Here is a 23,838-nt window from a genome sequence, read left to right as displayed (position 1 = left end):
GGCTTGCCGCCCTGCTTCGATACACGAATGCGTGAACGGGCGCTGCCATCATCCGGCAGGTGCCGGTCCGGCCGGCGCCGCGGTGGTTGCCGCAGCGGGCTGGGCGGGCGCGCCGCAGCCGGTGAACTGGTCGCCGGTCACGGTCAGGCGCGCGGTCAGCGGCATGCGCTTGCCCGACATGCTGTCCCGGCAGCGCTCGGCCCGAAGGTTCAGCGCGAAGGGCCGGCCGTTCAGCACGCCGATATATTCGACGCCGTCGTCGAAAGGCACCCGGTTGACCTGAATGCGGCGGCCGTCGCTGTCCTCGGGGGTGCGGTAGGTGGCGGTGTCGCCGTTGATCTGGACGTTCCAGAACGGCTCGTTGCCGCCGGCGACGAAGGCGGTGCTGCGATAGGTCAGCGGCTCGACCGTGGGGATCGGGCGCGGTTCGGCGGCGCCGGTCTCGATCGGCTGCTCCAGCGGCGAGACGGCGGGCGGGCGCGGCCCGGCCGGCTGTTCGGGCTCGGCCTCCTCGAGGCCGACGGTGCGGCGGAAGTCGGTCATGGCCTGGCCGTCGCAGGCGGCCAGCGGAATGGTCATCAGGGCAAGAAGCGCGAGACGCGGGAGCATGGGGAATGGCCTTCCGGTTCAGTCGTGATCACTGTCGCCCCAAGCGTTAGCAAGCGCGGTCCACAGGGGCAAGCACCGCGCCCGGGTGCGGGCGGGGCCCCGCCGCCTGCTTGATATTTGTTGTTTTTGCATGCCGATCGCGCCGGTCCGCATTTCCGTCGTTGAACCAAACGGAAAACGCTGGAATATGGAATGCCAATGAGGAACGGCATTCAGACATGATCCCAGCAGAGCGTGGCATTCAGGTCGATCCGACACGTGCCGTGGCGGCCTTCGACTGGAACAGCGGACGGATGGCGAAGGCGATCCGCACGTTCGACTGGGGCGCGACCCCGCTCGGCCCGATCGAGGCGTGGCCGATGTCGCTGCTGACGGCGGTGCGGATCATACTGGGGCAGGGGCACGCGGCCTGCATGTTCTGGGGGCCGGGCCTGACCATGCTTTACAACGACGCCTATGCGCCGGCGCTTGGCCGGAAAGAGGCGCGCGCCCTCGGCCAGCCGTTCCGCCGGATCTGGGCGGATGTCTGGGACGACGTGCGCCCCTTCGTGGACCAGGCGCTGTCCGGCCGCAGCGTCTATCTCGAGGAAATGAAACTGATCATGACGCGGAACGGCTTCGACGAGGAGACGTTCTGGACCTTCAGCTACAGCCCCCTCTTCGACGATGACGGCAGCGTTGCCGGGCTGATGAACATCACTGTCGACGTGACCGAGGCCGTGGTGTCGCGGCGCAACCAGCAGGTCATGCAGGACGAACTGCTGCACCGGATCAAGAACATCCTGTCGGTCACCTCGACCGTGGTGTCGGCCAGCCTGCGCAACGCGTCCTCGATTCAGGAAGCGCGCGACAGCGTCGGCGCGCGGATCATGGCGCTGGCAAAGGCGCAGGGCCTGTTCACCGGCCTGGGCGACAGCGCGGACATTCAGGAGGTGATGGCCCGTTCCATCGGGGCGCATCTGGACGGCGGAGACCGTATTCGGCTGTCGGGGCCGTCGGTGCCGCTCAGTTCGCAGCAGGCGGTGGGCCTGTCGCTGGCGCTGTACGAACTTGCGACGAATGCGGCCAAGTACGGCGCGCTGGCGACGCCGAAAGGGTCCGTGGACCTGACATGGTCGGTCGCTGGCGACAGTCTGGCGCTGGACTGGGTTGAGCGGGGCGGGCCGCTGGTCGCCCGGCCGCGGCGCGAAGGCTTTGGATCGCGGCTGGTGAGCCTGATCGTCCCCGCGTATTTCGACGGCGAAGGGCATGCCGACTATCGTCCCAGCGGCCTGCACTACACCTTGCGCGGCAGCCTGACGCCCTAGCAGTTCGGGACGTTGACGGCCAGGCCGCCGAGCGACGTCTCCTTGTATTTCTCGGACATGTCGCGGCCGGTCTGGCGCATCGTCTCGATGGCGGCGTCCAGCGGCACGATGTGGCTGCCGTCGCCGCGCAGCGCCAGGCTGGCGGCGCTGACGGCCTTGATCGCGCCAAGCCCGTTCCGCTCGATGCAAGGCACCTGCACGAGGCCGCGCACCGGATCGCAGGTCATGCCCAGGTGATGTTCCAGCGCGATCTCGGCGGCGTTCTCGATCTGGCGGGGCGTGCCGCCCAGAACGGCGGCAAGGCCCGCGGCGGCCATGGCGCTGGCCGATCCGACTTCGGCCTGGCAGCCGCATTCCGCCCCCGAGATGCTGGCATTGTGCTTGATCAGCCCGCCGACCGCCGCCGCCGTCAGCAGGAAGTCGGGCAACTGCCGCCCCGACGCGCCTGGCACATGGTCCAGCCAGTACCGGATCACCGCAGGCACGGTGCCGGCCGCGCCGTTGGTGGGGGCGGTGACGACCTGGCCGCCGGCGGCGTTCTCCTCGTTCACGGCCATGGCATAGATCGACATCCAGTCGTTGATCACATGGGGCGCGGTCATGTTCATCCCGCGCTCGGCCAGCAGCTTTTCGTGGATGGCCTTGGCGCGGCGGCGGACGTTCAGGCCGCCGGGCAGCGTCCCCTCGGACGTCAGGCCCCGGTCCATGCAGTCGCGCATGGCCGTCCAGATGCGGGTCAGCCCGGCATGCAGATCGGGCTGCGACCTGAAGCACAGCTCGTTCGCCTCTTTCATGCGGGCGATGGACTTGCCCGAGCGGTCGGCCATCTCCAGCATCTCGGCCGCCGTCCTGAACGGGAACGGCACCGAGGAGGAGGCATCGCTGCGATCCTCGTCCCCGCGGGCGGCCAGTTCAGCATCGGTCATCACGAAGCCGCCGCCGATCGAATAGTAGATCTGGTGGAAGATCACGTCGCCCTGCGCGTCGATGGCCGACAGCGTCATGCCGTTGGCATGACCGGGCAGGGCGGTGTCATAGTCGAAGCGCAGGTCCCGGTCGGGGTCGAAAACGAGCGGCGCCAGGCGCGGCGGGGTCAGCAGGTGCGTGTCGCGGTTGGCGGCCAGGGCGGCCTCGGCCGCGTCCATGTCCATGCTGTCGGGCGTGAAGCCCGCAAGGCCCAGGATCGTGGCCCGGTCGGTCGCGTGGCCCTTGCCGGTGAACGCCAGGCTGCCGTGCAGGCTGGCGCGCAGGCCATGCGCCTGGAACGGCTGCTGGCGCAGCGCGTCCAGGAACCGCGCGGCCGCCACCATCGGCCCCATCGTGTGCGACGACGACGGCCCCACCCCCAGCTTGAACAGATCGAATACCGACAGGAACATCGTTTCCCCCTTGCACCTGGCGGTCCATCCAAGCACGTCCGCCACCGAACCGCCATGCCCGGACGCGACACTTCCTTTGGCCGAATGCGACATCCATGTCAGAGGGGCGACGACACGGCAGGTGATGAAATTATTTGCAACCTGCCCTATGAATGGGCAACCGGCCCCCGCCCGCGAATTGGGCAGGCCGGGCGCCGGCTGCCCTTCTTGCGGGCGATGGGGCCGAGGGTGAAGGAACAGGATATGCAACTGCCCGAACCGATCATGCTGGGTGACACGCCCTTGGGACCGCCGGTGTTTCTTGCGCCCATGGCGGGAATCACCGATGTGCCCTTTCGCCGCACCGTTGCGCGCTTCGGCGCGGGGCTGATGGTCAGCGAGATGGTCGCCTCGACCGAGATGGTGACGCCGCGGCCGTCCACGCGGGCGGCGGTGCGCGCGAAGGCCCTGACCGAAGGGGCGCTGCCGGTCAGCGTGCAGATCGCCGGCCGCGAGGCGGAGCCGATGGCCGAAACTGCGCGCATCGTCGAGGCCATGGGCGCGCGCGTGATCGACATCAACATGGGCTGCCCGGCCAAGAAGGTGACCGGCGGGCTGTCGGGGGCGGCGCTGATGCGCGACCTGGATCACGCGCTGTCGCTGATCGACGCGGTGGTGGGTGCCGTGGCCGTGCCGGTCACGCTGAAGATGCGGCTTGGCTGGGACGACGATTGCCTCAATGCGGCCGAACTTTCGGCGCGGGCCCGCGATGCGGGGGTGGCGATGCTGACGGTGCATGGCCGGACGCGCGCGCAGTTCTACAAGGGCCGCGCCGACTGGACGGCGATCCGCGCCGTCGCGAACCTGCCGGGCCGCCCTCCGCTGGTCGCCAATGGCGACGTGACCGACGCGGACAGCGCCGCGCGGGCGCTTGCGGCCTCGGGGGCCGAGGCGGTGATGGTCGGGCGCGGGGCGCAGGGGCGTCCCTGGGTGCTGGCGCAGATCGCGCACCGGCTGTGGAACCGTCCGGCACCCGCCGTGCCGCAGGGCGCCGCGCTGGCCGACCTGGTCGAGGAGCAATACGAGGACATGCTGGACTTCTATGGTCTGGACCTGGGCCTGCGCGTCGCGCGCAAGCACCTCGGCTGGTATGCCGAGGCGAACCACGCCCCCCTGCGGGCCGAGATGCTGCGCGCCGAAACCCCCGCCGCAACCGTGGACCTGATCCGCCGCGCCTTCGCCGATGCCGCCGGAGACATCGCCGCATGACCCCTGCCCGCCCCGGGAACTTCCAAGAGGCCGCGCCCGGTCCGGGATGGGACACGCTGCCCCTGCCGGCGCTGGTCCTGGACCACGAGGGGCGCGTGGCCGCGATGAACGACGCGGCCGAGATCTGGCTGAACATCTCTCGCACCTCGACCATGGGCAGGTTGCTGGAGGGCGACGAGATGGCGGCCCGGCTGCGGATCTGTCCAAGCCTCGGGCCGCTGATCGCGCGGGTCGGCGCCAGCGGCGAGGCCCTTTACCAAAGCGGCGTGCAGTTCGAGATCGGCGACAGGGCCGGCGGCCACCAGGCGCGGCGCGCGGCGGTCCATGCCGCCGCGGGCGCGGAATCGGGTGGCGCGGTCAACCTGCTGATCGTGCCGCAGGACGACGACGGCCTGCACCAGAGCCGCAGCGTCCGCAGCGCCGCCCGCAGCGCCATCGGCATGTCCGAGATGCTGGCCCACGAGATCAAGAACCCGCTGGCGGGCATCCGCGGCGCGGCCCAGCTGATGGCAATGAATGCCACCCCCGAGGACCGCGAGATGGCCGAGATGATCGTCAGCGAATCGCGCCGCATCGTCGCCCTGCTGGAGCAGGTGGAGCGTTTCGGCGACACCTCGGCCCCCAAGCTTGCCCCGGTGAACGTCCACGATGTGCTGGAGCGGGTGCGCCGCTCGGCCAGGGCGGGGTTCGCACGCGACGTGCAGATCGTGACCGATTACGACCCGTCGCTGCCGCCGGCGTTGGCCGACAGCGACCAGATGGTGCAGGTCTGCCTGAACCTGATCAAGAACGCCGCCGAGGCACTGGCCGGCAAGGCCGTCGGCATGATCCGCCTGCACACGCACTACGACCACACCCTGCGCCTGCCGCCCGACCAGAACGATCCGACCGGCCGCCCGCTGCCCCTTCAGATCGAGATCGAGGACAATGGTCCAGGCTTTCCGCCCGCCATCGCCGATCAGGTGTTCGAACCCTTCGTGTCCGGGCGCGAGAACGGGACCGGGCTGGGGCTGGCGCTGGTCAGCAAGATCATCACCGACCATGGCGCGCTGATCCGGGTGGACAGCCGCCCGGGCCGCACCATGTTTCGCATTTCATTGCCCAAGGCATAAGGACCAGAAGCCCATGGACGGAACAGTTCTGATCGCCGACGACGACCGCACCATCCGCACGGTGCTGACGCAGGCGCTGACCCGTGCGGGGTGTCGCGTCCACGCCACCGGCAGCCTGGCGCAGCTGTCGAAATGGGTCGAGGAGGGGCGGGGCGACCTGGTCATCACCGACGTGATGATGCCCGACGGCAACGGCATCGACCGCATCCCCGCCATCCGCGATGCGCGGCCCGACCTGCCGGTGATCGTGATCTCGGCCCAGAACACCATCGTGACGGCGATCCGCGCGACCGAGGCAGAGGCCTTTGAATATCTGCCCAAGCCCTTTGATCTGCCCGACCTGATGACCAAGGCCAACCAGGCCCTGTCGCGCCGTCCGCGTAAATCCGATCCCGCACCCGAGCCGCTGCCCGCAATGCGAGAGGCCGCCGATCCCGCCATGCCGCTGATCGGTCACGCACCGTCGATGCAGGCGCTGTTCCGCATGGTCGCGCGGGTCCTGAACGCCGACCTGCCGGTGATCATCGCGGGCGAGGCCGGCGTCGGCAAGACCACCATCGCGCGCAGCTTCCACGAACTGTCGGACCGGCGCGACCACGGGCTGGCGATCCTGACATCTTCGGACGCGGGCGAGGACGCTATTGCCCGCGCCGCGGAAAAGGCCGATGGCGGCACCATCGTCATCGAGAATCCGGCCGGTTTCGATACCGCCGCCCAGGCCCGGCTGATCGGGCTGATCGAGGCGCTGGAGGCCGGTCCAGACCGCGCGCAGGCGCCGCGGATCGTGGCGACAACCGGTCCCGACCCGCAGGCCGACGTGGCCAGCGGGCGGCTGCGCTCGGATCTTTATTACCGGCTGGCGGGGGTGACCGTCAGCGTGCCGCCGCTGCGGGCGCGGGTCGACGACATCCTGCCGCTGGCCGCGCACCTGCTGGCCCGCGCCGCCGCGCAAGGCCTGCCCGAGCGGATGCTTTCTGACGAGGCCGCCGCAATCCTGCGCGCGCACCCCTTCCCCGGCAACGTCCGGGAGCTTGAGAACATGATGCGCCGCCTGGCCCTGACCGCCAGCGGCACGTCGATCAGCGCGTCCGAGATGCGCGACGCCCTCAGCCAGCCGTCGGGCGGGAACCGCGCGTCTGCGCCGGTCTCGATCAGCAGCGCCCCGGCCCCCAGCGAACCCGCGGGTGTCACGCCGCTGCACACCGGGTCGCGCCTGTCGGATTCGGTCGAGGCGCATCTGCAGCGCTACTTCGACCTGCACGGTGACGCGCTGCCGCCCCCCGGCCTCTACGACCGCATCCTGCGAGAGATCGAGCGTCCGCTTTTGCAGGTGGCGCTGGACGCGACCGGCGGAAACCAGCTGCGCTGCGCCGATCTTCTGGGGATCAACCGCAATACGCTGCGCAAGAAGCTGACCGAGCTGAATATCGAGGTGACACGCCGCCGCAAACTGATGTAAAACCGCCACAGGCGCGGCGGCCGGAACACGGCTGCCGCCGCAGCAAAGCCGCGACAGACGGCGAGTGGGGGATATGGCAGGCCTGGTGGCAGGGCTCAGCTGGGACATGCTGGCACGCATCCGACTGCCCCGCCAATGGCGCGGGGCACTGACCTGGGGAATGGCGCTGGCTGGGCTGGCGCTGGCCGCGGCCACGTTGGCGATCATGGGTCCCTTCGGTCGCGGGCTGCAAGGGCAGGCGCTGCGGCTGGTGCTGCTGGCGGACCTGGCCTACCTGGTCCTGATCATCGCGTTCATCGTCGCGCGCATGGCGCGGCTGATCACCGACCGCCGGCGTGCGGGCCCGGCCTCTCGGCTGCATGGACGGCTGGTGGCGATCTTCGGCGGGCTGGCGCTGATCCCCACCGTGCTGGTCGCGCTGTTTGCGGGTTTCCTGGTCAATATCGGACTGGAGGGCTGGTTCTCGGACCGTGTGCAGCAGGTGGTCACGACCTCTCAGGCAGCGGCCGAGGCTTACCAGGCCGAACATCGCAGCGACCTGCGCGAAGATGCGCGCGCGCTGGCCAGCGTCTTGACCCAGGCTGGCCGCGCCAACCCGCTGATCGAGGACGGCGAGATGCGCCAGCTTCTGGCGCAGGGCCAGAGCCTGATCCAGCGCGGCCTGCGCGAGGCCTATATCATCAACGGCGCCGGAGAGATCCGCGCCCGCGGCGAACGCAGCTATCTGTTCTGGTACGAGGCACCGTCCAGCGACCAGCTGGACCGCGCGCAGACCGAGGGGCTTGTCCTGATCGAGGACTGGGACAATGACGAATTTCGTGCATTGGTGGCGCTGCCGCCGCTGGCCGACCGCTACCTTTACGTGACGCGCGACGTGGACGGCAGCCTGTTGGGGCTTGTCGACGAAACCCGCGCGACCGCGGGCAGTTATCGGGAACTGGAATCGATGCGCAGCCAGGTCCTGCTGGAGTTTTCGCTGGTCTATCTGGGCTTCGCGCTGCTGCTGGTGTCGGCGGCGATCTGGCTGGCGCTGTGGTTCGCGTCGCGACTGTCGCGGCCCATCGGCGTGCTCGCCCAGGCCAGCGAGCAGGTCGGCCGCGGCAATCTGGACCTGCAGATCCCCGAGCCGAACACCGGCGACGAGATCCAGACCCTGGGTCGCGCCTTCAACCGCATGACCCGCCAGCTGAAGACCCAGCGAGAGGAGCTGATTGCAAGCTATCGGGTGGGCGATGAACAGCGGCGGCTGTTCGACAACGTGCTGAGTTCGGTGACCTCCGGCGTGATCGGGCTGGACGCGGCCGGAGAGATCGACTTCGTCAACCGCTCGGCCAGCAGGCTTCTGGGGCTGGATGCAAAGCGTGACATCGATGCGCTGCTGTCCGAGGCGGTTCCCGAGTTTGCGACCCTGTTCGAACGGCTGTCGGCCTCGGTCGCCGAGACGATCCAGGACGAGGTGCGCCTGATGCGCGAGGGGCGGGTGGAAAGCCTGCTGGTCCGCATGGCCGTGCGGCGCAATGCCGATGGCGTGCTGGAGGGTTACGTGGTCGCGTTCGATGACGTGACCGAGCTGGTTTCGGCACAGCGCATGGCCGCCTGGGGCGACGTCGCCCGCCGCGTCGCGCACGAGATCAAGAACCCCCTGACGCCCATCCAGCTGTCGGCCGAACGCCTGCGTCGCAAGTTCGGCCCGCTGGCCCCCGAGAGCGAGCGTGCGGCGCTGGACCAGTATACCGAGGTCATCATCCGCCAGACGAACGACCTGCGCCGGATCGTGGACGAGTTCAGCCGCTTTGCGCGGATGCCCGAACCCGACCGAGCCGAAACCGACCTGGCGGCGCTGTTGCGCGAATCCGTCCTGCTGCAGCAGGATGCGCTGCACGGCGCGCTTCAGACGGACCTTCCCGACCAGCCGGTGATCGTGGACTGCGACGCCGGCATGATGCGCCAGGCGCTGACGAACCTTTTGAAGAACGCGGGCGAGGCCACCGAGGAGCGCCGCGCCGATGCCCCCGAGGGCTGGGCTCCGATGATCCGCGTCGAGATGGAAACCCACCCCGAGGCAGTCTGCATCCGCATCACCGACAACGGCCCCGGCTTGCCTGCCGACCGAAGCCGGCTGTTCGAACCTTATGTGACGCTGAAAAGCCAGGGCACCGGCCTTGGCCTGCCCATCGTCAAGAAAATCGTCGAGGAACATGGCGGCAGCCTGTCCCTGACCGATGCGCCCGACCGACCGGGCGCCATGGCCGAGATCCGGCTGCCCCGCGAACGCCACCCCGTGCGGGCCCCCAAGACCAAGAGCAGACAAGAAAAAGACGAGGCGACACCATGACCGATATCCTGATCGTCGACGACGAGCGCGACATCCGCGAACTGATCGCCGACATCCTGAAGGACGAGGGCTTCGAGACCCGGCTGGCGGCCAATTCAGACGAGGCCGTCGGCGCGCTGAACGACCGCGAACCGTCGCTGATGATCCTGGACATCTGGCTGAAGGACAGCCGCATGGACGGGATCGACATCCTGAAGCAGGTCAAGCGCAACAACCCCGACGTGCCGGTGATCATCATCTCGGGTCATGGCAACATCGAGATCGCGGTGGCGGCGATCAAGCAGGGCGCCTACGACTTCATCGAAAAGCCGTTCAACATCGACCAGCTGATGGTGGTGATCAACCGGGCGATGGAAACCAGCCGCCTGCGCCGCGAAAACAGCACGCTCCGCCGTGGCGGCGACCGGACGGCCGAGATGCTGGGCCAGTCGGTGGCCTTCAAGCGGCTGCGCGACGGGCTGGACAAGGTGGCCCGGTCGAACGGCCGCGTGATGCTGGCGGGCGAACCCGGCACCGGCAAGGAGATGGCCGCGCGCTATATCCACGCCCACAGCCCCCGCGCCGGCGCACCCTTCGTCACCGTCCCCTGCGCCACGATCGAGCCGGAGCGGATGGAAGAGGTCCTGTTCGGCCGTGAAACGGCGGAGCGGGGGATCGAGCCGGGTCTGCTGGAGCAGGCGCATGGCGGCATCATCTATTTCGATGAGGTCGGCGACATGCCCATGGGCACTCAGCCCAAGATCCTGCGCGTGCTGACCGAACAGCAATTCGTGCGCGCAGGCGGGGCCGACAAGGTGCGGGTCGACCTGCGGGTGCTGTCATCCACGAACCGCGACCTGATGGCCGAGATCGCAGCGGGCCGCTTTCGGCAAGAGCTGTATGACCGGTTGAACGTGGTTCCCATCGCGGTGCCTTCGCTGGCCGACCGGCGCGACGACATCGCCTTGCTGGCGCGGCACTTCATCGAGCATTTCCACCGTACGCAGGGGCTGGCCCCGCGCGACCTGCCCGAAGAAACCGTGGCGGCACTGCAGTCCATGCGCTGGCCCGGAAACATCCGCCAGCTGCGCAACGTGATCGAACGCGTGCTGATCCTGGCCGAGGAAACCGGCGCGATCCAGCCCTCGGAACTGGAGCCGCAGGGCGCGAGCCCCGACAACAGCGACACGCTGAGCCTGGGGCCGGCGGTCACCGCCATGGCGCTGCGCGAGGCGCGCGAGATGTTCGAGCGCGAATACCTTGTCGCCCAGATCAACCGCTTCGGCGGCAACATCAGCCGCACCGCCCAGTTCGTGGGGATGGAGCGGAGCGCGCTGCACCGCAAGCTCAAGTCCCTGGGCGTCGTCGGCGGCATCCGCAGCGACGAGGACATGCTGGTCGGCAAGTGACCGCGCCGCTTGCGCGCGCGGGCCTGCCGTCATAGGCAAAGGGGGCCGGAACGGGGCAGGCGGCAAAGGGGCTGTGGATGAAGATCATCATTTGCGGGGCCGGGCAGGTCGGCTGGCAGATCTCTCGGCACCTGTCGGGGGAACGCAACGATGTCACGGTCATCGACAACAACCCCGAACTGATCCGGCGGGCGACCGATTCGCTGGACGTGCAGGGCGTCACCGGCTTTGCCAGCCATCCCGACGTGCTGGACCGCGCGGGCGCCCGCGACGCCGACCTGATCATCGCCGCCACCCATTCGGACGAGGTGAACATGGTCACCTGCCAGATCGCGCACTCGGTCTTCCAGGTGCCGCGCAAGATCGCCCGCCTGCGGTCAGGGGCCTATCTGGATGCGATCTATTCCGACCTCTACCGAACTGAGCATCTGCCCATCGACGTGGTCATCAGCCCCGAACGAGAGGTTGCCCTGGCCGCGCTGCAGCGGCTGTCGGCGCCGTCGACCTTCGATGTCGAGACGTTCCTCGACGGCAAGATCCAGCTTCTGGGGATCGAACTTGAACCGGATTGCCCGGCGCTGAACACGCCCCTCCGGCAGCTGACGGAACTGTTTTCCAGCCTGCGCGCCATAGTCGCGGGCGTGCGGCGCGACGGCCGGCTGTTCGCCCCCGAGGCGGGCGATCAGCTGTTCGCCGGCGACCAGATCTATGTCTTCAGCCATGCCGAGGACGTGGCCCGGACGCTGGATATCTTCGGCAAGCCCCCCCAAAAGCAGGAACGCGTGACGATCATCGGGGCGGGCAATGTGGGTCTGTCGGTCGCGCAGACGCTGGAGGGCCGCGCCGACCGCATCCGCGCCAAGCTGATCGAGCGTGACCGGCACCGCGCGGAATACGCCGCCGACCGGCTGGAGCGGACCATCGTTCTGAACGGCGACGGGCTGTCGGCGGAACTGCTGGACGAGGCTGGCGTGCCCCAGGCCGATGCGGTGCTTGCCGTGACCGACGACGACAAGACGAACATCCTGGCATCGGTGCGCGCCAAGCAGGCGGGCGCCAAGATGGCCATCGCGCTGATCAACGACCCGACGCTGGTGCCGCTGATGGGCGCGCTGGACATCGACGCCTATATCAATCCGCGCGCCACCACGGTGTCGACGATCCTGCGCCACATCCGCCACGGGCGGGTGCGCGACATCTACTCCATCGGCGACGCCGAGGCCGAGGTGATGGAGGCGCAGGTCCTGTCGACCAGCCCCATGTCCGGCCGGGCGATCCGCGACATCGACTTTCCCGAAGGCGCGCTGCTGGGCGCGGTCCGCAAGGGTGACCGCGTCATCAGGCCGACCGCCGACACCCGCATCGAGGAGGGTGACATCGTTCTGATCTTCGCCCTGACCAAGGACGTCCCCGAGGTCGAGCGCCTGCTGCAGGTCTCGATCGACTTCTTTTGAGGCGGGACGATGATCGCGATCCTCCAGCGGCTGCCGCTTCTGATCCTGCTCAGCGCAGGGGTGGCGCTGATGATGCTGATCCCGGCCAGCTTCGCGTCGGTCACCGACCATCCCGCCATTGCGCGGAACTTCTTCTACGCCGCGCTGCTGATCCTGGTCTTCTGCGGCCTGATCGGGCTTGCGACCCACGCCAACCCGCGCCGCCACCGCGCGCGGGAGATGCTGCTGACCATGCTTGGCGTCTTCGGCTTCGTCCCGCTGCTGCTGGCGCTGCCGTTTTCGGAAAGCCTGCCGGACACCGGCATCTTCAACGCCTGGTGGGAAATGGTGTCGTCGCTGACCACCACGGGCGCGTCGCTCTATTCGGCCGACCTGCTGCCGGCGCCGCTGCACCTGTGGCGGTCCATGGCGGGGTGGATGGGCGGGTTCTTCGTCCTCGTCTCGGCCGTCGCGATCCTGGCGCCCCTGCGCGTCGGCGGGTTCGAGATCATGTCCAGCCCCTATGGGCGCGAGGAATACATGACCCAGCTGCCCAGGTCCGCCGGGGCGCGCCGGTCCGTGTCGCACATGTCGGACCCCAGATACGAGGTGCATCTGACTGAATCGGGCATCCGCATCGCGCGCGCGGCGCTGGCGGTGGGGCCGCCCTACCTGGTGCTGACGCTGGCGCTGTGGGTGGGGCTGCTGATGCTGGGCGACCCGTCCTTCCTGGCGCTGACGCGGGCCATGGGGACGCTGTCCACATCAGGCATCTCGCCGGTGATCGGGCCTGCCGGGGACGCCTCTGGTGTCGCCGGGGAAATGCTGGTCTTCGCTTTCCTCATCCCCGCCCTGTCGCGCCGCTTCTGGCCCGGCGGAGGAGAGTTGCGCGCCACCGAGAAGCTGCGCGAGGATCCCGAACTGCAGATGGCGGCGGCGCTGGTCATGCTGGTCACCTCGGTCCTGTTCCTGCGCCACTTCCTGGGGGCCATCGAGGCCGGAGCCGAAGCACCGGTCGCGCCGTCGATGATGCGCGACCTGGGCAGCGGCCTGTCGGCGCTGTGGGGCGGCATGTTCAACGCGCTCAGCTATCTGACGACGACCGGGTGGAATTCGTCCGAATGGCAGGGCGCGCGGGCATGGTCGGGGCTGACGGCGCCGGGTCTGGTGCTGGCGGGGCTGGCGATGATGGGCGGTGGCATCGCCACGACCGCGGGCGGCGTCAAGCTGCTGCGCGTCTATGCCCTGGCCCGTCACGGCGAGCGGGAGATGGAAAGGATCATCCATCCCAGCAGCGTGTCCGGCGGTGGCCGGATCGCCCGCAGGCTGCGGCGCGAAGGGGCTTACTTGGCCTTCATCTTCTTCATGCTGTTCGCCATGTCGATTGCGGTGGTGGTGTGCCTGGTGTCCATCCACGCCATCGAGTTCGAGACCGCGACCATCCTGTCCATCGCGGCCCTGACCAACACCGGCCCGCTTGCAGGCGCGATCCCGCTGACGCCCGCCTTCGAGGGCAGCGCGGGCATCGCCTCGGCCCCTTGGGAGGGGTGGTCGGGCCTGCCGGTCTTCACCAAGGCGGTCCTGGCATCTGCGATGATCCTGGGACGAACTGAAACCCTGGCCGTGCTGGCCTTGTTTTCCCCCGAATATTGGCGCCGCTGATCCGGGGGTGTGGCCGATAGGTCGCCCCATTCGCGCAGATGTTGCGCGGATGTTGCATGGCCTGCGGCGACGGCTTAGATGTTTCATCTCATCGGACAGTGAAAAAACGGACGCAAACAAATGGCTGGCGACAAGCAGAACCTGCAGGACGCGTTCCTGAACCACGTCCGCAAGGCCAAGGTGCCCGTCACCATCTTCCTGATCAATGGCGTCAAGCTGCAGGGGGTCATCACCTGGTTCGACAACTTCTGCGTACTTTTGCGCCGCGATGGGCAATCTCAGCTTGTCTACAAGCACGCCATCAGCACGATCATGCCGGGGCAGCCGATCAGCCTCTATGAAGGCGACGACTGATTGGCGGAGTTGACGGAAACCGAGGCGAAGCCGACCCGCGCCTATGTGATTCACCCCGACCTGGGTCGCGCGCGGACGCAGCGGCGCGAGCCTGAACATGCGCTGGCCGAGGCCGTGGCGCTGGCTCTGGCGCTGCCTGGGATCGAGATGGTCGGTTCCGAGGTCGCCAATCTCCGCGAGCCCAATCCCGGCAAGCTGTTCGGCAAGGGCAAGCTGGCCGAGATCAACGAGCGGCTCGAGGCGGCCGAGGTCGAGTTGGTCCTGGTCGACGGGCCGGTGACGCCCGTCCAGCAGCGAAACCTGGAAAAGGAATGGGGCGTCAAGCTTCTGGACCGAACCGGGCTGATCCTGGAAATCTTCGCCGACCGCGCGCGCACCCGCGAGGGGGTGCTGCAGGTCGAGCTTGCCGCCCTGTCCTACCAGCGCACCCGGCTGGTGCGGGCCTGGACACACCTTGAACGCCAGCGGGGCGGGCTTGGCTTCGTGGGCGGACCGGGCGAAACGCAGATCGAGGCCGACCGCCGCGCCATCGACGAACAAATGACGCGCCTGCGCCGCCAGTTGGACCGCGTGGTCAAGACCCGCACGCTGCACCGTGCCGCGCGGGCCAAGGTGCCTTACCCGATCGTGGCGCTGGTCGGCTACACCAACGCCGGCAAGTCGACGCTGTTCAACCGGCTGACCGGGGCCGAGGTCTTTGCCAAGGATATGCTGTTCGCGACGCTGGACCCCACGATGCGTGCGATCCGCCTGCCGGATGCGGGTGGCGGGTCCTCGGGGCGGAAGATCATCCTCTCGGACACGGTGGGATTCATCTCGGACCTGCCGACCGAGCTGGTCGCGGCCTTCCGCGCCACGCTGGAGGAGGTGCTGGAGGCTGACCTGATCCTGCATATCCGCGACATCAGCCACCCCGAGACCGAGGAGCAGGCCGCCGACGTGGCCGAAATCCTGGACAGCCTGGGCGTGGACGAAGACGTCGCCGCCATCGAGGTCTGGAACAAGATCGACGCGCTGGGTGCGGACACCCGGGCCGCGCTGCGCCGCACGGATGCCCGCACCGAGGGCGTGCAAGCCGTCAGCGCCCTGTCGGGCGAAGGGCTGGACGATCTGATCGCCGCCATCGACCATCTGCTGGGCAACGCCCTGGACGAACCGCGGGTCGAGGAGAGCGTGGTTCTGGATTTTGCCGACGGTCGCAGCCGCGCGTGGCTGCACGAGGTGGGCGTGGTCGAGCGGGAAGAGGCCGGCGAGAACGGCCTGCACCTGTATCTGCGCTGGACCGCGCGGCAGAAGGGCGCCTTCGAGGCCTTCACCGGCACGGCGGCCGAGCCGGATGAGGACGACGAGCCCGACCAGCCGCGTCCGGGCGGGTGGCATCCGGCGGATTGAGCCGCGACGGTTGTTGGCGTCCCGCGACAGTGGCGGGGGGCCAGCCCCCCGCGCCCCCCGCCGGGCGGGACAATGCCCCTCCCGGACCCACCCCGATGATCAGGCGGGCATCTCGTGCGACCAAGGCGGATTGGCGCCGGGGCGTGACACGGTGATCGAGGCGGCCTGGGCGCCGAGCGTCAGTGCCGCAACGATCTGGTCCGGCGTGATCCGGGCAATCCCCTGCTTGGTCAACAAGCCGTGACGGTCGAGGCTGGCAAGCACCCCGGCGTTGAACGTGTCGCCTGCACCGATCGTGTCGGCGACCGTCGTGCGGACGGCCGGGGCGGTGACGGTCCCCCCCGGCCAGATCGCGGTGGCGCCGGCCGCTCCTCCGGTCTGCAGGACGATGCGGGGACCGGCGTCCAGCACGCGACGGGCGGCATCCTCGGATGACAGGTCCGGGTGCAGCCATTCGAGGTCATCCGACGACAGCTTGACGATGTCCGCCATCGGAAGAAGGCGCGCGAGGCGTGCACGATAGGCACCGGGATCGGTAATGAACAGCGGCCTGATGTTTGGGTCGATCATCACCGGCAGGCGGTCGTGGTGCCGGCCGATCAGCGTCTCGATCGTGGTGCCGCAGGGGTCCGGCACCAAGCTGATCCCGCCGGCAAAGAGAGCGGTGACGGTATCGGGCAGCGGCGCGATGTCCTGCCATTGCAGCATGCGCCCGGCCGAACCTTCGTCATAGAAGGAATAGCGCGCCTCGCCGTTTGTCAGTGCGACGAGGGCAAGGGTCGTCAGCCGGTCGGTGCGGGGGCAGAGCGAGGTATCGACACCCGCCTCGGCCAGCGGGCGCAGGATCTGGTCGCCGAACGGGTCGCGGCTGACCGGCCAGAGATAGGCCGTCTGCTGTCCAAGGCGACCAAGCGCCACGGCGGTGTTGTAGACCGACCCGCCGACGAGCGGCCGGAAAGCGCCGCCTTCAGGAACCATGTCGATCAGCGATTCGCCTGCACACAGGATCATGCCCGTTCCCCGTTTCATCTCCGTTGCCGGACAATCTATAACATTGGCGCTAGCGCTACCAGTGAGAGCGGCGGGCGCGTCAGGTGCGCTCGCCCAGAAGCTCGGCCGCGATGCGGTGAACGATCGGTGCGGCTTCGGCGGCCGACATTCCAGGGCGCAGCCGTGGATCGTAGAGCATCTGCAGCAACAGCTCGTCATGGCGGGTCAGCAGGGCGAATTCTTCGTCGTCGTTGAACATCGAAGGGCGGGCGTCGGGGCTGTCGTTGGCAAGGCCCATACCCTGGGCCAGTTCCTCATGGATGCAAGAACTGCGCAGCAGGCGGGGCAGCTCGGCGCGGATGACGGCGACGGCATGGGCATAGCTGCTGTCGTTGCCGCGCGAATAGGCGAAGACCGAGCAGCTGATCGAGGGCGGCAGGTCGACCAGCCTGGCGACATCCCGGGCAGGGATGCCGGGGACCAGTTCGCTCAGCCGCGGACCGATGGCACGACGTTCGTCCTCGTTCAGGACGAGGACGACGAAGTTGCCGTCGCGGGCCGTCAGGCCGACGGAGTGACCGGTGACCGAGGCCAGGCGGTCGGCATATCCAGCCACTTCGGCGCGCCAGTCCGGACGTTCGGCCACCGCGGTCGAGGCCCCGAATTCCAACTGGAGGCGCACCGGCTCTTGCCAGCGCCGCAAGGGCGAGGGGCGCGGCTGCGCGACCAGCCCGTCGGCGGTGTCGCTGTATTCGTCCTGCAGCGCGATGGCCATGAAGTTCCGGGCCAGCGTCTTGGCATCGATGGGGGCGTCCAGCGGCACGCGGTCGCGGCGCAGGCGGCCGTTGTCCAGAAGGCGACGCTCGACGGCGGCATAGAAGTCGCGCTGCGTCCGGCTGGCGTCGCTGGCCTGGGCCGAGGCCTGAATGGCCGCCGCGTTCGCGTCACGGTTGCGTTCGGCGCGGGCACGGCGAAGCGCGGCCTGATCCACAGGCTCGGCCTCGCCCAAGGCGGGGCGGGGCGACGGGCGGGCAACCTCGACCGCACTGCCTGCCTGCCGGCCGTCGCAGCCAGCCAGAAGCAGAGCCGCTGCCAGAAAGGCGCCCAAGATCGGCAAGGGCCGGGCGGGGGGCATCGACATCACTGTCATCGCTTGGCCACAACGGTCTTGGGCAGGGCCGAGGCCGCTGCAAGGGTATCGCGCAGTTCGGCCTCCATCCGCGTCAGCTCGCCCTCGGCGGCGGCGCGGCGGGTCCGGCCTTCGTCGGCGATGCGCAGGCTGTCCTCGATGGTGGCGATAAGCTGGGCATTCGCCGTCTTGACGGCCTCGATGTCAAAGACGCCACGCTCGGTCTCGGTCCGGATCGCGGTGTTGGCCCGGCGCAGGTTGTCGGCGTTGCGGGTCAGCAGCTCGTTCGTCAGGTCACTGGCCTCGCGCACCGCGCGGGCAGCCTCGGCCCCGCGCTGGATTGTGACGGCCTGCGCCAGCTGGGTTTCCCACAGCGGCACGGTGTTCACCAAGGTCGAGTTGATCTTGGTCACCAGCGACTTGTCGTTTTCCTGGACCAGCCGGATCGAGGGCAGCGACTGCATCGTCACCTGCCGCGTCAGCTTGAGGTCGTGGACCCGGCGTTCCAGGTCGTCGCGCAGCGTGCGCAGGTCGCGCAGCTCCTGCGCCTCGATCACCTGGTCGGGTTCGGGGCGGGCGGCGACCTCGGCCTCCTTGGCGGGAATCGTCTCGCGGTCCAGCTCGCGCAGCTTCTCCGCTCCGGCGGCGATATACAGCGCCAGCTCGTCATAGAAGGTCAGCGTGCGGTCATACAGGATGTCCAGCGACTTGATGTCCTTGAGCAGCTTCTGCTCGTGCGACTCCAGTTCGGCGGTGATGCGATCGATCTGCGTCTGGACCTGTTCGTAATTCGCGACGAACTTGGCGAAGGGCGCCGAGCGTCCCAGCAGCTTTTCCCACCAGCTGCGGCTGCGGCGCATGTCCAGTTCGCTGGTCGAAAACCCGCGGATGGTCGTCACGACCTCGCGGAGGCTGTCGCCGGCCGGCCCCACCTCTTTCGCCTTCACGTCGGCCAGCATCTGCTGGCTGATCTGCTGAAGATCGGCCTGCGCGCGGGTGCCGAAGCGCAGGATCGAGCCCGAATCGCGCAGGTCGATCTCCTCCATGCGGCGACGGATCTCGGCCTCGGTCGCCGGATCGGGTGTCGGAGGGACGGGTTCGGCAAGCGGCGCGCTGGTCAACGCGTCGATCTGGGCCTGGGCGGCCTCGGCGCGGCGGCGTGTGTCGTCGGTCATGCGAATCCCTTTGTCAGCCCCGGCCGGACACAGCCCAGGCCTCTGCGGCGCAGCATATGTTGAAACGGCGGCAGATCAACGAGATGAACACCCGAAAGTTTCATCCTGCGGCTGTGTGACAACAGCATCGCGGCAGAGGGGCCACAGTCGCCTGCGGCCCCCCGGAAGTCGTCAGGCGGCCTGCTGCTGGCCGAAGCGGCCATAGAAGCTGTCACCCTTGGCGGCCATGTCGCGCAGCAGCTGCGGGGCCTTGAAGCGGTCGCCATGTTCCGCCGCCAGACGGTCGCAGATCTCGACGGCCTCGCCGGCGCCCAGGATGTCCAGCCAGCCGAAGGGACCGCCCGACCATGGCGCGAAGCCCCAGCCAAGGATCGCGCCGACATCGCCTTCGCGGATCTCCTCCAGCACGCCGTCTTCCAGCGCGCGGACGGCTTCCAGCGACTGCGCAAACATCAGGCGGTACTGGACGTCGCGCAGCTGCGGCTGGTCGTCGGCACGCGGATATTGCGACGCAAGGCCCTCCCAGAGGCCTTGGCGCTGCCCGTCCTCGTAGGCATAAAAGCCAGCGCCGCCCTTGCGGCCCGAACGGCCCTTGTCGGCCATCCAGAACAGCACGTCGTCCACCGCGCCGTCGGGATAGGCATCGCCCATCGCCGCCTTGGTGGCCCTGGCGATCTTGACGCCCAGGTCGATCGAGGTCTCGTCGACCAGCTGCAGCGGCCCCAGCGGCATGCCCATCATCTTGGCGGCATTTTCCACCAGCGTCGGGTTCACGCCCTCGGCCACCATGCGGATGCCCTCGTTGATATAGGGGATGATGCAGCGGTTGGCGTAGAAGAACCGCTCGTCGTTGACGACGATCGGGGTCTTGCGGATCTGGCGCACGAAGTCGAGGGCCTTGGCGACAGCGCGGGGTCCGGTCTGTTTGCCCTTGATGATCTCGACCAGCAGCATCTTGTCGACGGGGCTGAAGAAGTGGATGCCGATGAACTGATCCGGTCGGGCGCTGGCGCGGGCCAGGTCGCTGATCGGCAGGGTCGAGGTGTTGGTCGCGAAGATCGAATCCTGCGGGATCACAGCCTCGGCGCGCTTGGTGACCTCGGCCTTGACCTTCGGGTCTTCGAACACGGCCTCGACGATCAGGTCACAGCCGTCCAGCGCGGCATAGTCCGTGGTCGCGGTGATGCGGCCGAGGACCTCGGCCTTCTTCTCCTCGGTCGCCTTCTTGCGGCTGATGGCCTTGTCCAGGAGGCCTTCGGAATAGGCTTTGCCGCGGTCGGCGCTGTCTTGGGCCGCATCGATCAGCACGACCTCGATGCCCGCCATCGCGCTGACATAGGCGATGCCCGCGCCCATCATGCCCGCGCCCAGGATACCGACCTTGCGGACGCTCTGGTCCGGTGCATCGGGGCGGTTCGCGCCCTTTTCAAGTGCCTCCTTGTTGATGAACAGGCTGCGGATCATTGCGGTGGAGGACGGGTTCATCAGCACATGCGTGAACCAGCGCGCCTCGATCTTCAGCGCGGTGTCGAACGGCACCATCGAGCCTTCGTAGACCGCCGACAGCAGCGCCTTGGCTGCCGGATAGACGCCCATCGTCTTGCCATGCACCATCGCCGAGGCGCCCACGAAGGTCATGAAGCCCGCCGGGTGGAACGGCTCTCCGCCCGGCATCTTGTAGCCCTTGGCGTCCCACGGCTTGACTAGGTCGGCGTCCTTCGCTTCCAGGACCCAGGCCTTGGCGGCGGCCAGCGGATCTTCTGCGACCTCGTCGATGATGCCCGCGGCCTTGGCCTTCTTCGGGTCGTTCAGCTTGCCTTCCAGCAGGAAGGGCGCCGCCATCATGGCGCCCAATTTGCGCGACAGCCGCGTGGTGCCGCCCGCGCCGGGGAAGATGCCGACCATGATCTCGGGCAGGCCGATCCTGGCCTTCGGGTTGTCGGCCGCAAAGATGCGGTGCGTGGCCAGCGGCAGTTCCAGCCCGATGCCGAGCGCGGTGCCGGGCAGGGCCGAGGCGATGGGCTTGCCGCCCTTCCGGGTCTTGGGGTCCATGCCCGCCAGCTCGATCTTGCGCAGCAGGTGATGCAGCGTCATCACGCCGTCGAAGACGCCCTGCGCGCCGCCCTGGTCCTTCATGCCCGCGATGACCTTCAGGTCCATCCCAGCGGCGAAGTCCTTCTTGCCGCTGGTGATGACGATGCCCTTCACGGCCTCGTCCGCCAAGGCCCGGTCGATCAGGCCGTCCAGCGCCTGCGCCCCGTCCATGGACAGCACGTTCATCGACTTGCCGGGGACGTCCCAGGTGATGACCGCGACGCCGTCATCCCCGGTCTGCATGGTGAAATCGGTCATTCTGTCTCTCCCTTCATCGGGTAGGGGGTGCCATCCAGATGCGTATAGCCCCGGGGCGTGCCGACCAGGTCGATCCCCCGGTAATGCGTCACGTTATGCGGCAGGCGGCTGCCGGCGATCAGGTAGGTCACGGGGCGGCCGCTGTCGTTGCGCAGGACATGGGCCACCGGAACGCCCGCCTTCCAGCAGCAGGCGTCGCCCGGATGGATGACGGTCTCGGTGTCGTCCTCGACCACCGTCAGCGCACCGTCGAGCATGTAGAGGAACTCGTCCTCGTGCTCCTCCCAGTGCTGCTGGCTGCTTTGCTTGCCAGGCTGCAGCGTTTCCACCGCAATGCCGAACTGCGTCAGCCCGCCCGCCTCGGTCAGGTGGCGGTAGGACAGGAAACCGTGGCCCAGATCGTAGGGGTCCGGATAGTCGGACACCCCCTCGGTCACCCGTACGGTGTCCTTGCGCAGGATCGCCATCACACGCGCTCGATGATGGTGGCGGCGCCCATGCCCGACGCGATGCAGAGCGTCGCAAGCCCCACCGTCTTGTCCTGCCGTTCCAGCTCGTCCAACAGGGCGCCGATGATGATCGCGCCGGTCGCACCCAAGGGGTGGCCCATGGCGATGGCGCCGCCGTTCACGTTGACGCGGGCGGGATCGGTCTGGAAAGCCTGCATGAAGCGCAGGACGACGGCGGCAAAGGCCTCGTTGACCTCAAACAGGTCGATGTCGCCGATCGACATGCCGCTGTCGGCCAGGATCTTCTCGGTCACCGGAACGGGGCCGGTCAGCATGATCGTCGGGTCGGTGCCGATCTTGGCGGTGGCGCGGATGCGGGCGCGGGGCTTCAGCCCGTGCGCACGGCCGAACTCCTCGTTGCCGATCAGCACGGCGGCGGCGCCGTCGACGATGCCGCTGCTGTTGCCCGCGTGGTGGATGTGGTCGATGCGGTCCAGATGCGGGTATTTCAGCATCGCCACCTTGTCGAAGCCGGGCATCACCTCGCCCATCTCCTTGAAGGCGGGCTTCAGCCTGGCCAGGTCCTCGGCCGTGGTGCCGGGGCGCATGTATTCGTCGCGATCCAGGATCGTCAGCCCGTTCTGGTCCAGGACCGGCACGATGGATCTGCTGAACCGGCCTTCTTCCCAGGCTTTTGCGGCGCGCCGCTGGCTTTCGATGGCCAGCGCGTCGGCCTCATCGCGGCTGAAGCCGTATTCGGTCGCGATGATGTCGGCGCTGATCCCCTGCGGCACGAAATAGGACCGCATGGCCAGGCCCGGATCGACCGCGATGGCCGCCCCGTCGCTGCCCATCGCAACGCGGCCCATCATCTCGACCCCGCCAGCGATATAGGCGCTGCCGGCCCCGGCCTTGACCTGATTGGCGGCCAGGTTCACCGCCTCCATGCCGCTGGCGCAGAAGCGGTTGATCGACAGGCCGGGGATGCGTTGGTCCAGGTCCGAGGCCAGCACTGCGCTGCGAGCAAGGCAGCCGCCCTGTTCCTTCACCTGCGTGACATTGCCCCAGATCACATCCTCGACGGCGTGGCCTTCCAGGTTGTTCCGTTCCTTGACGGCGTTCAGCAGGCGCGCCGACAGCGCCAGCGAGGTGACCTCGTGCAGGCTGCCATCGGGGCGGCCCTTGCCGCGCGGGGTGCGGGCGGCGTCATAGATGAAGGCGTCGGTCATGTGTCCTCCTTGGGCGCCCGATCGGATGGGTTGCCCGGCATCAGGTCATAGGGATGTTTCCAACCGGGCAGGGCGGCGATGCCGTCCAGCCAGCGGTCGACATGGGGCCATTCGGCGCGGTCGAAGCCGAAGGGCTCTGGATAAAAGAGGTAGCCGCACAGCGCGAAATCGGCGACCGTCGGGCCGCCTGGCGCGATCCACTCGCGGGTCGCCAGCTGGTCGTTCAGGACGTGGTAGCCGCCGCGCAGCCGCCCCTGCAGGTATTCCGCCGCGCCCGCGGGACGCTTCGCCTCGGGCAGGAAGTTCAGCAGGAAGCGCGCCGGCCCCGCCTGACCCGAGATCTTGTGGTTGTCGAACATCAGCCAGCGCAGTGTCTCGTTGCGATCGCTGCCAAGGAAGCGGCCCGTCTTCTCGGAGATGTGCAGCTGGATGACGGCGGATTGCGTCAGGGTCAGGTCGCCATCGCGAAAGACCGGGACCTCGCCCATCGGGTTCAGCGCCCGAAATTCCGGACTGCGCCCCTCTCCGTTGAAGAAATCGACATAGACGGGCTGCCAGTCGTAACCCGCCAGCTGCATCGTCAGGGCCGGTTTGTAGGCGTTCCCGGATTCACCAAAGCACCAGAGTTGCGCGGTCATCTTTCCTCCTCGACGCCGGGGGGCTTCGCGCCCCCCGGACCCCCCGCGGGGTATTTGGACAAAGAAGAAGAGGCGTTAACCCCTTCTTCAGCAGAGCGGCGTTAGGCTGGTCGTGCGGTACAGGCTGGGGAGCCGATGACCGCCAAAGGAGAAGACGCCCCGGTCTGTGGGCCGATAACGCCTGACCCGACAAAAATC

At 68.2% G+C, this 23,838-nt stretch carries 19 protein-coding genes; 10 read left to right on the top strand and 9 right to left on the bottom strand.

The genetic code is table 11. The annotated features are described in order from the left end of the window. Window positions 1–48 precede the first annotated feature (48 nt). On the bottom strand, window positions 49–609 hold the full coding sequence (locus tag OC159_RS07850; protein ID WP_265500601.1) for a COG3650 family protein: 561 nt from the start codon (window positions 607–609) through the stop codon (window positions 49–51). A gap of 218 nt (window positions 610–827) precedes the next feature. Between OC159_RS07850 and OC159_RS07845 the strand changes: the two genes are divergently transcribed. After that, window positions 828–1,916 carry a sensor histidine kinase gene (locus tag OC159_RS07845; RefSeq protein WP_265500600.1) on the top strand — a complete coding sequence of 363 codons (1,089 nt, stop codon included), beginning with the start codon at window positions 828–830 and terminating at the stop codon, window positions 1,914–1,916. On the opposite strand, the gene OC159_RS07840 is transcribed toward OC159_RS07845, so the two are convergent. After that, window positions 1,913–3,295: an L-serine ammonia-lyase gene (locus OC159_RS07840; RefSeq protein WP_265500599.1), complete on the bottom strand. Its 1,383-nt coding sequence runs from the start codon at window positions 3,293–3,295 to the stop codon at window positions 1,913–1,915. The two genes, OC159_RS07845 and OC159_RS07840, sit on opposite strands and share 4 nt — an antisense overlap. 243 nt (window positions 3,296–3,538) lie before the next feature. Between OC159_RS07840 and dusB the strand changes: the two genes are divergently transcribed. The 9 genes from dusB to hflX all read left to right on the top strand — a co-directional run bounded on the left by dusB (window position 3,539) and on the right by hflX (window position 15,678). After that, complete coding sequence (gene dusB, locus OC159_RS07835) at window positions 3,539–4,543, top strand: tRNA dihydrouridine synthase DusB (protein WP_265500598.1); 1,005 nt, start codon at window positions 3,539–3,541, stop codon at window positions 4,541–4,543. After that, window positions 4,540–5,655: a two-component system sensor histidine kinase NtrB gene (locus OC159_RS07830; RefSeq protein ID WP_265500597.1), complete on the top strand. Its 1,116-nt coding sequence runs from the start codon at window positions 4,540–4,542 to the stop codon at window positions 5,653–5,655. Before dusB ends, OC159_RS07830 begins: the two co-directional genes overlap by 4 nt. A 13-nt stretch (window positions 5,656–5,668) precedes the next feature. Beyond that, on the top strand, window positions 5,669–7,114 hold the full coding sequence (locus tag OC159_RS07825; RefSeq protein ID WP_265500596.1) for a response regulator: 1,446 nt from the start codon (window positions 5,669–5,671) through the stop codon (window positions 7,112–7,114). Window positions 7,115–7,187: 73 nt separating this feature from the next. Further along, a complete protein-coding gene (locus OC159_RS07820) occupies window positions 7,188–9,449 on the top strand; it encodes a sensor histidine kinase NtrY-like (RefSeq protein WP_407674073.1) in 2,262 nt (753 codons plus the stop codon). Then, window positions 9,446–10,837 (top strand): nitrogen assimilation response regulator NtrX, encoded by a 1,392-nt coding sequence (ntrX, locus tag OC159_RS07815; protein ID WP_265500594.1) that lies wholly within the window; start codon window positions 9,446–9,448, stop codon window positions 10,835–10,837. The genes OC159_RS07820 and ntrX overlap by 4 nt, the downstream gene beginning before the upstream one ends. 77 nt (window positions 10,838–10,914) lie before the next feature. Beyond that, window positions 10,915–12,291, top strand: coding sequence for a Trk system potassium transporter TrkA (gene trkA, locus OC159_RS07810; RefSeq protein WP_265500593.1), 1,377 nt, complete (start codon window positions 10,915–10,917; stop codon window positions 12,289–12,291). A gap of 9 nt (window positions 12,292–12,300) precedes the next feature. Next, a complete protein-coding gene (locus OC159_RS07805; RefSeq protein ID WP_265500592.1) occupies window positions 12,301–13,932 on the top strand; it encodes a TrkH family potassium uptake protein in 1,632 nt (543 codons plus the stop codon). A gap of 120 nt (window positions 13,933–14,052) precedes the next feature. Continuing rightward, window positions 14,053–14,286, top strand: coding sequence for an RNA chaperone Hfq (gene hfq, locus OC159_RS07800; protein WP_089343093.1), 234 nt, complete (start codon window positions 14,053–14,055; stop codon window positions 14,284–14,286). Beyond that, window positions 14,287–15,678 (top strand): GTPase HflX, encoded by a 1,392-nt coding sequence (gene hflX / locus OC159_RS07795; RefSeq protein WP_265500591.1) that lies wholly within the window; start codon window positions 14,287–14,289, stop codon window positions 15,676–15,678. A 99-nt stretch (window positions 15,679–15,777) separates the two neighbouring features. On the opposite strand, the gene OC159_RS07790 is transcribed toward hflX, so the two are convergent. The 7 genes from OC159_RS07790 to OC159_RS07760 all read right to left on the bottom strand — a co-directional run bounded on the left by OC159_RS07790 (window position 15,778) and on the right by OC159_RS07760 (window position 23,640). Beyond that, a complete protein-coding gene (locus OC159_RS07790) occupies window positions 15,778–16,689 on the bottom strand; it encodes a carbohydrate kinase family protein (protein ID WP_265500590.1) in 912 nt (303 codons plus the stop codon). Window positions 16,690–16,768: 79 nt separating this feature from the next. Beyond that, on the bottom strand, window positions 16,769–17,809 hold the full coding sequence (locus OC159_RS07785; RefSeq protein ID WP_265500589.1) for a DUF2927 domain-containing protein: 1,041 nt from the start codon (window positions 17,807–17,809) through the stop codon (window positions 16,769–16,771). A 5-nt stretch (window positions 17,810–17,814) separates the two neighbouring features. Then, window positions 17,815–18,972, bottom strand: a complete 1,158-nt coding sequence (locus OC159_RS07780; RefSeq protein WP_265500588.1) for a toxic anion resistance protein — start codon at window positions 18,970–18,972, stop codon at window positions 17,815–17,817. 171 nt (window positions 18,973–19,143) lie between these two features. Then, window positions 19,144–21,324, bottom strand: a complete 2,181-nt coding sequence (locus OC159_RS07775; RefSeq protein WP_265500587.1) for a 3-hydroxyacyl-CoA dehydrogenase NAD-binding domain-containing protein — start codon at window positions 21,322–21,324, stop codon at window positions 19,144–19,146. Continuing rightward, complete coding sequence (locus tag OC159_RS07770) at window positions 21,321–21,791, bottom strand: cupin domain-containing protein (protein ID WP_265500586.1); 471 nt, start codon at window positions 21,789–21,791, stop codon at window positions 21,321–21,323. Before OC159_RS07770 ends, OC159_RS07775 begins: the two co-directional genes overlap by 4 nt. After that, window positions 21,791–23,002: an acetyl-CoA C-acetyltransferase gene (locus tag OC159_RS07765; protein ID WP_265500585.1), complete on the bottom strand. Its 1,212-nt coding sequence runs from the start codon at window positions 23,000–23,002 to the stop codon at window positions 21,791–21,793. Before OC159_RS07765 ends, OC159_RS07770 begins: the two co-directional genes overlap by 1 nt. Next, on the bottom strand, window positions 22,999–23,640 hold the full coding sequence (locus OC159_RS07760; RefSeq protein ID WP_265500584.1) for a glutathione S-transferase family protein: 642 nt from the start codon (window positions 23,638–23,640) through the stop codon (window positions 22,999–23,001). Before OC159_RS07760 ends, OC159_RS07765 begins: the two co-directional genes overlap by 4 nt. Between the last annotated feature and the right edge of the window lie 198 nt (window positions 23,641–23,838).

Origin of the sequence: Paracoccus beibuensis, from assembly GCF_026162625.1 — a bacterium.
GTDB lineage: Bacteria > Pseudomonadota > Alphaproteobacteria > Rhodobacterales > Rhodobacteraceae > Paracoccus > Paracoccus beibuensis.
Note: the sequence above shows the minus strand (reverse complement) of the source record. Positions and strands in the feature narration are given on the sequence as shown.

Bases quoted from the DNA above. Each gene is read 5' to 3' on its own strand.
- OC159_RS07850 (WP_265500601.1), bottom strand. From the start codon at position 609: ATGCTCCCGCGTCTCGCGCTTCTTGCCCTGATGACCATTCCGCTGGCC.
- OC159_RS07845 (WP_265500600.1), top strand. From the start codon at position 828: ATGATCCCAGCAGAGCGTGGCATTCAGGTCGATCCGACACGTGCCGTG.
- OC159_RS07840 (WP_265500599.1), bottom strand. From the start codon at position 3,295: ATGTTCCTGTCGGTATTCGATCTGTTCAAGCTGGGGGTGGGGCCGTCG.
- dusB (WP_265500598.1), top strand. From the start codon at position 3,539: ATGCAACTGCCCGAACCGATCATGCTGGGTGACACGCCCTTGGGACCG.
- OC159_RS07830 (WP_265500597.1), top strand. From the start codon at position 4,540: ATGACCCCTGCCCGCCCCGGGAACTTCCAAGAGGCCGCGCCCGGTCCG.
- OC159_RS07825 (WP_265500596.1), top strand. From the start codon at position 5,669: ATGGACGGAACAGTTCTGATCGCCGACGACGACCGCACCATCCGCACG.
- OC159_RS07820 (WP_407674073.1), top strand. From the start codon at position 7,188: ATGGCAGGCCTGGTGGCAGGGCTCAGCTGGGACATGCTGGCACGCATC.
- ntrX (WP_265500594.1), top strand. From the start codon at position 9,446: ATGACCGATATCCTGATCGTCGACGACGAGCGCGACATCCGCGAACTG.
- trkA (WP_265500593.1), top strand. From the start codon at position 10,915: ATGAAGATCATCATTTGCGGGGCCGGGCAGGTCGGCTGGCAGATCTCT.
- OC159_RS07805 (WP_265500592.1), top strand. From the start codon at position 12,301: ATGATCGCGATCCTCCAGCGGCTGCCGCTTCTGATCCTGCTCAGCGCA.
- hfq (WP_089343093.1), top strand. From the start codon at position 14,053: ATGGCTGGCGACAAGCAGAACCTGCAGGACGCGTTCCTGAACCACGTC.
- OC159_RS07790 (WP_265500590.1), bottom strand. From the start codon at position 16,689: ATGATCCTGTGTGCAGGCGAATCGCTGATCGACATGGTTCCTGAAGGC.
- OC159_RS07785 (WP_265500589.1), bottom strand. From the start codon at position 17,809: ATGTCGATGCCCCCCGCCCGGCCCTTGCCGATCTTGGGCGCCTTTCTG.
- OC159_RS07780 (WP_265500588.1), bottom strand. From the start codon at position 18,972: ATGACCGACGACACACGCCGCCGCGCCGAGGCCGCCCAGGCCCAGATC.
- OC159_RS07775 (WP_265500587.1), bottom strand. From the start codon at position 21,324: ATGACCGATTTCACCATGCAGACCGGGGATGACGGCGTCGCGGTCATC.
- OC159_RS07770 (WP_265500586.1), bottom strand. From the start codon at position 21,791: ATGGCGATCCTGCGCAAGGACACCGTACGGGTGACCGAGGGGGTGTCC.
- OC159_RS07765 (WP_265500585.1), bottom strand. From the start codon at position 23,002: ATGACCGACGCCTTCATCTATGACGCCGCCCGCACCCCGCGCGGCAAG.
- OC159_RS07760 (WP_265500584.1), bottom strand. From the start codon at position 23,640: ATGACCGCGCAACTCTGGTGCTTTGGTGAATCCGGGAACGCCTACAAA.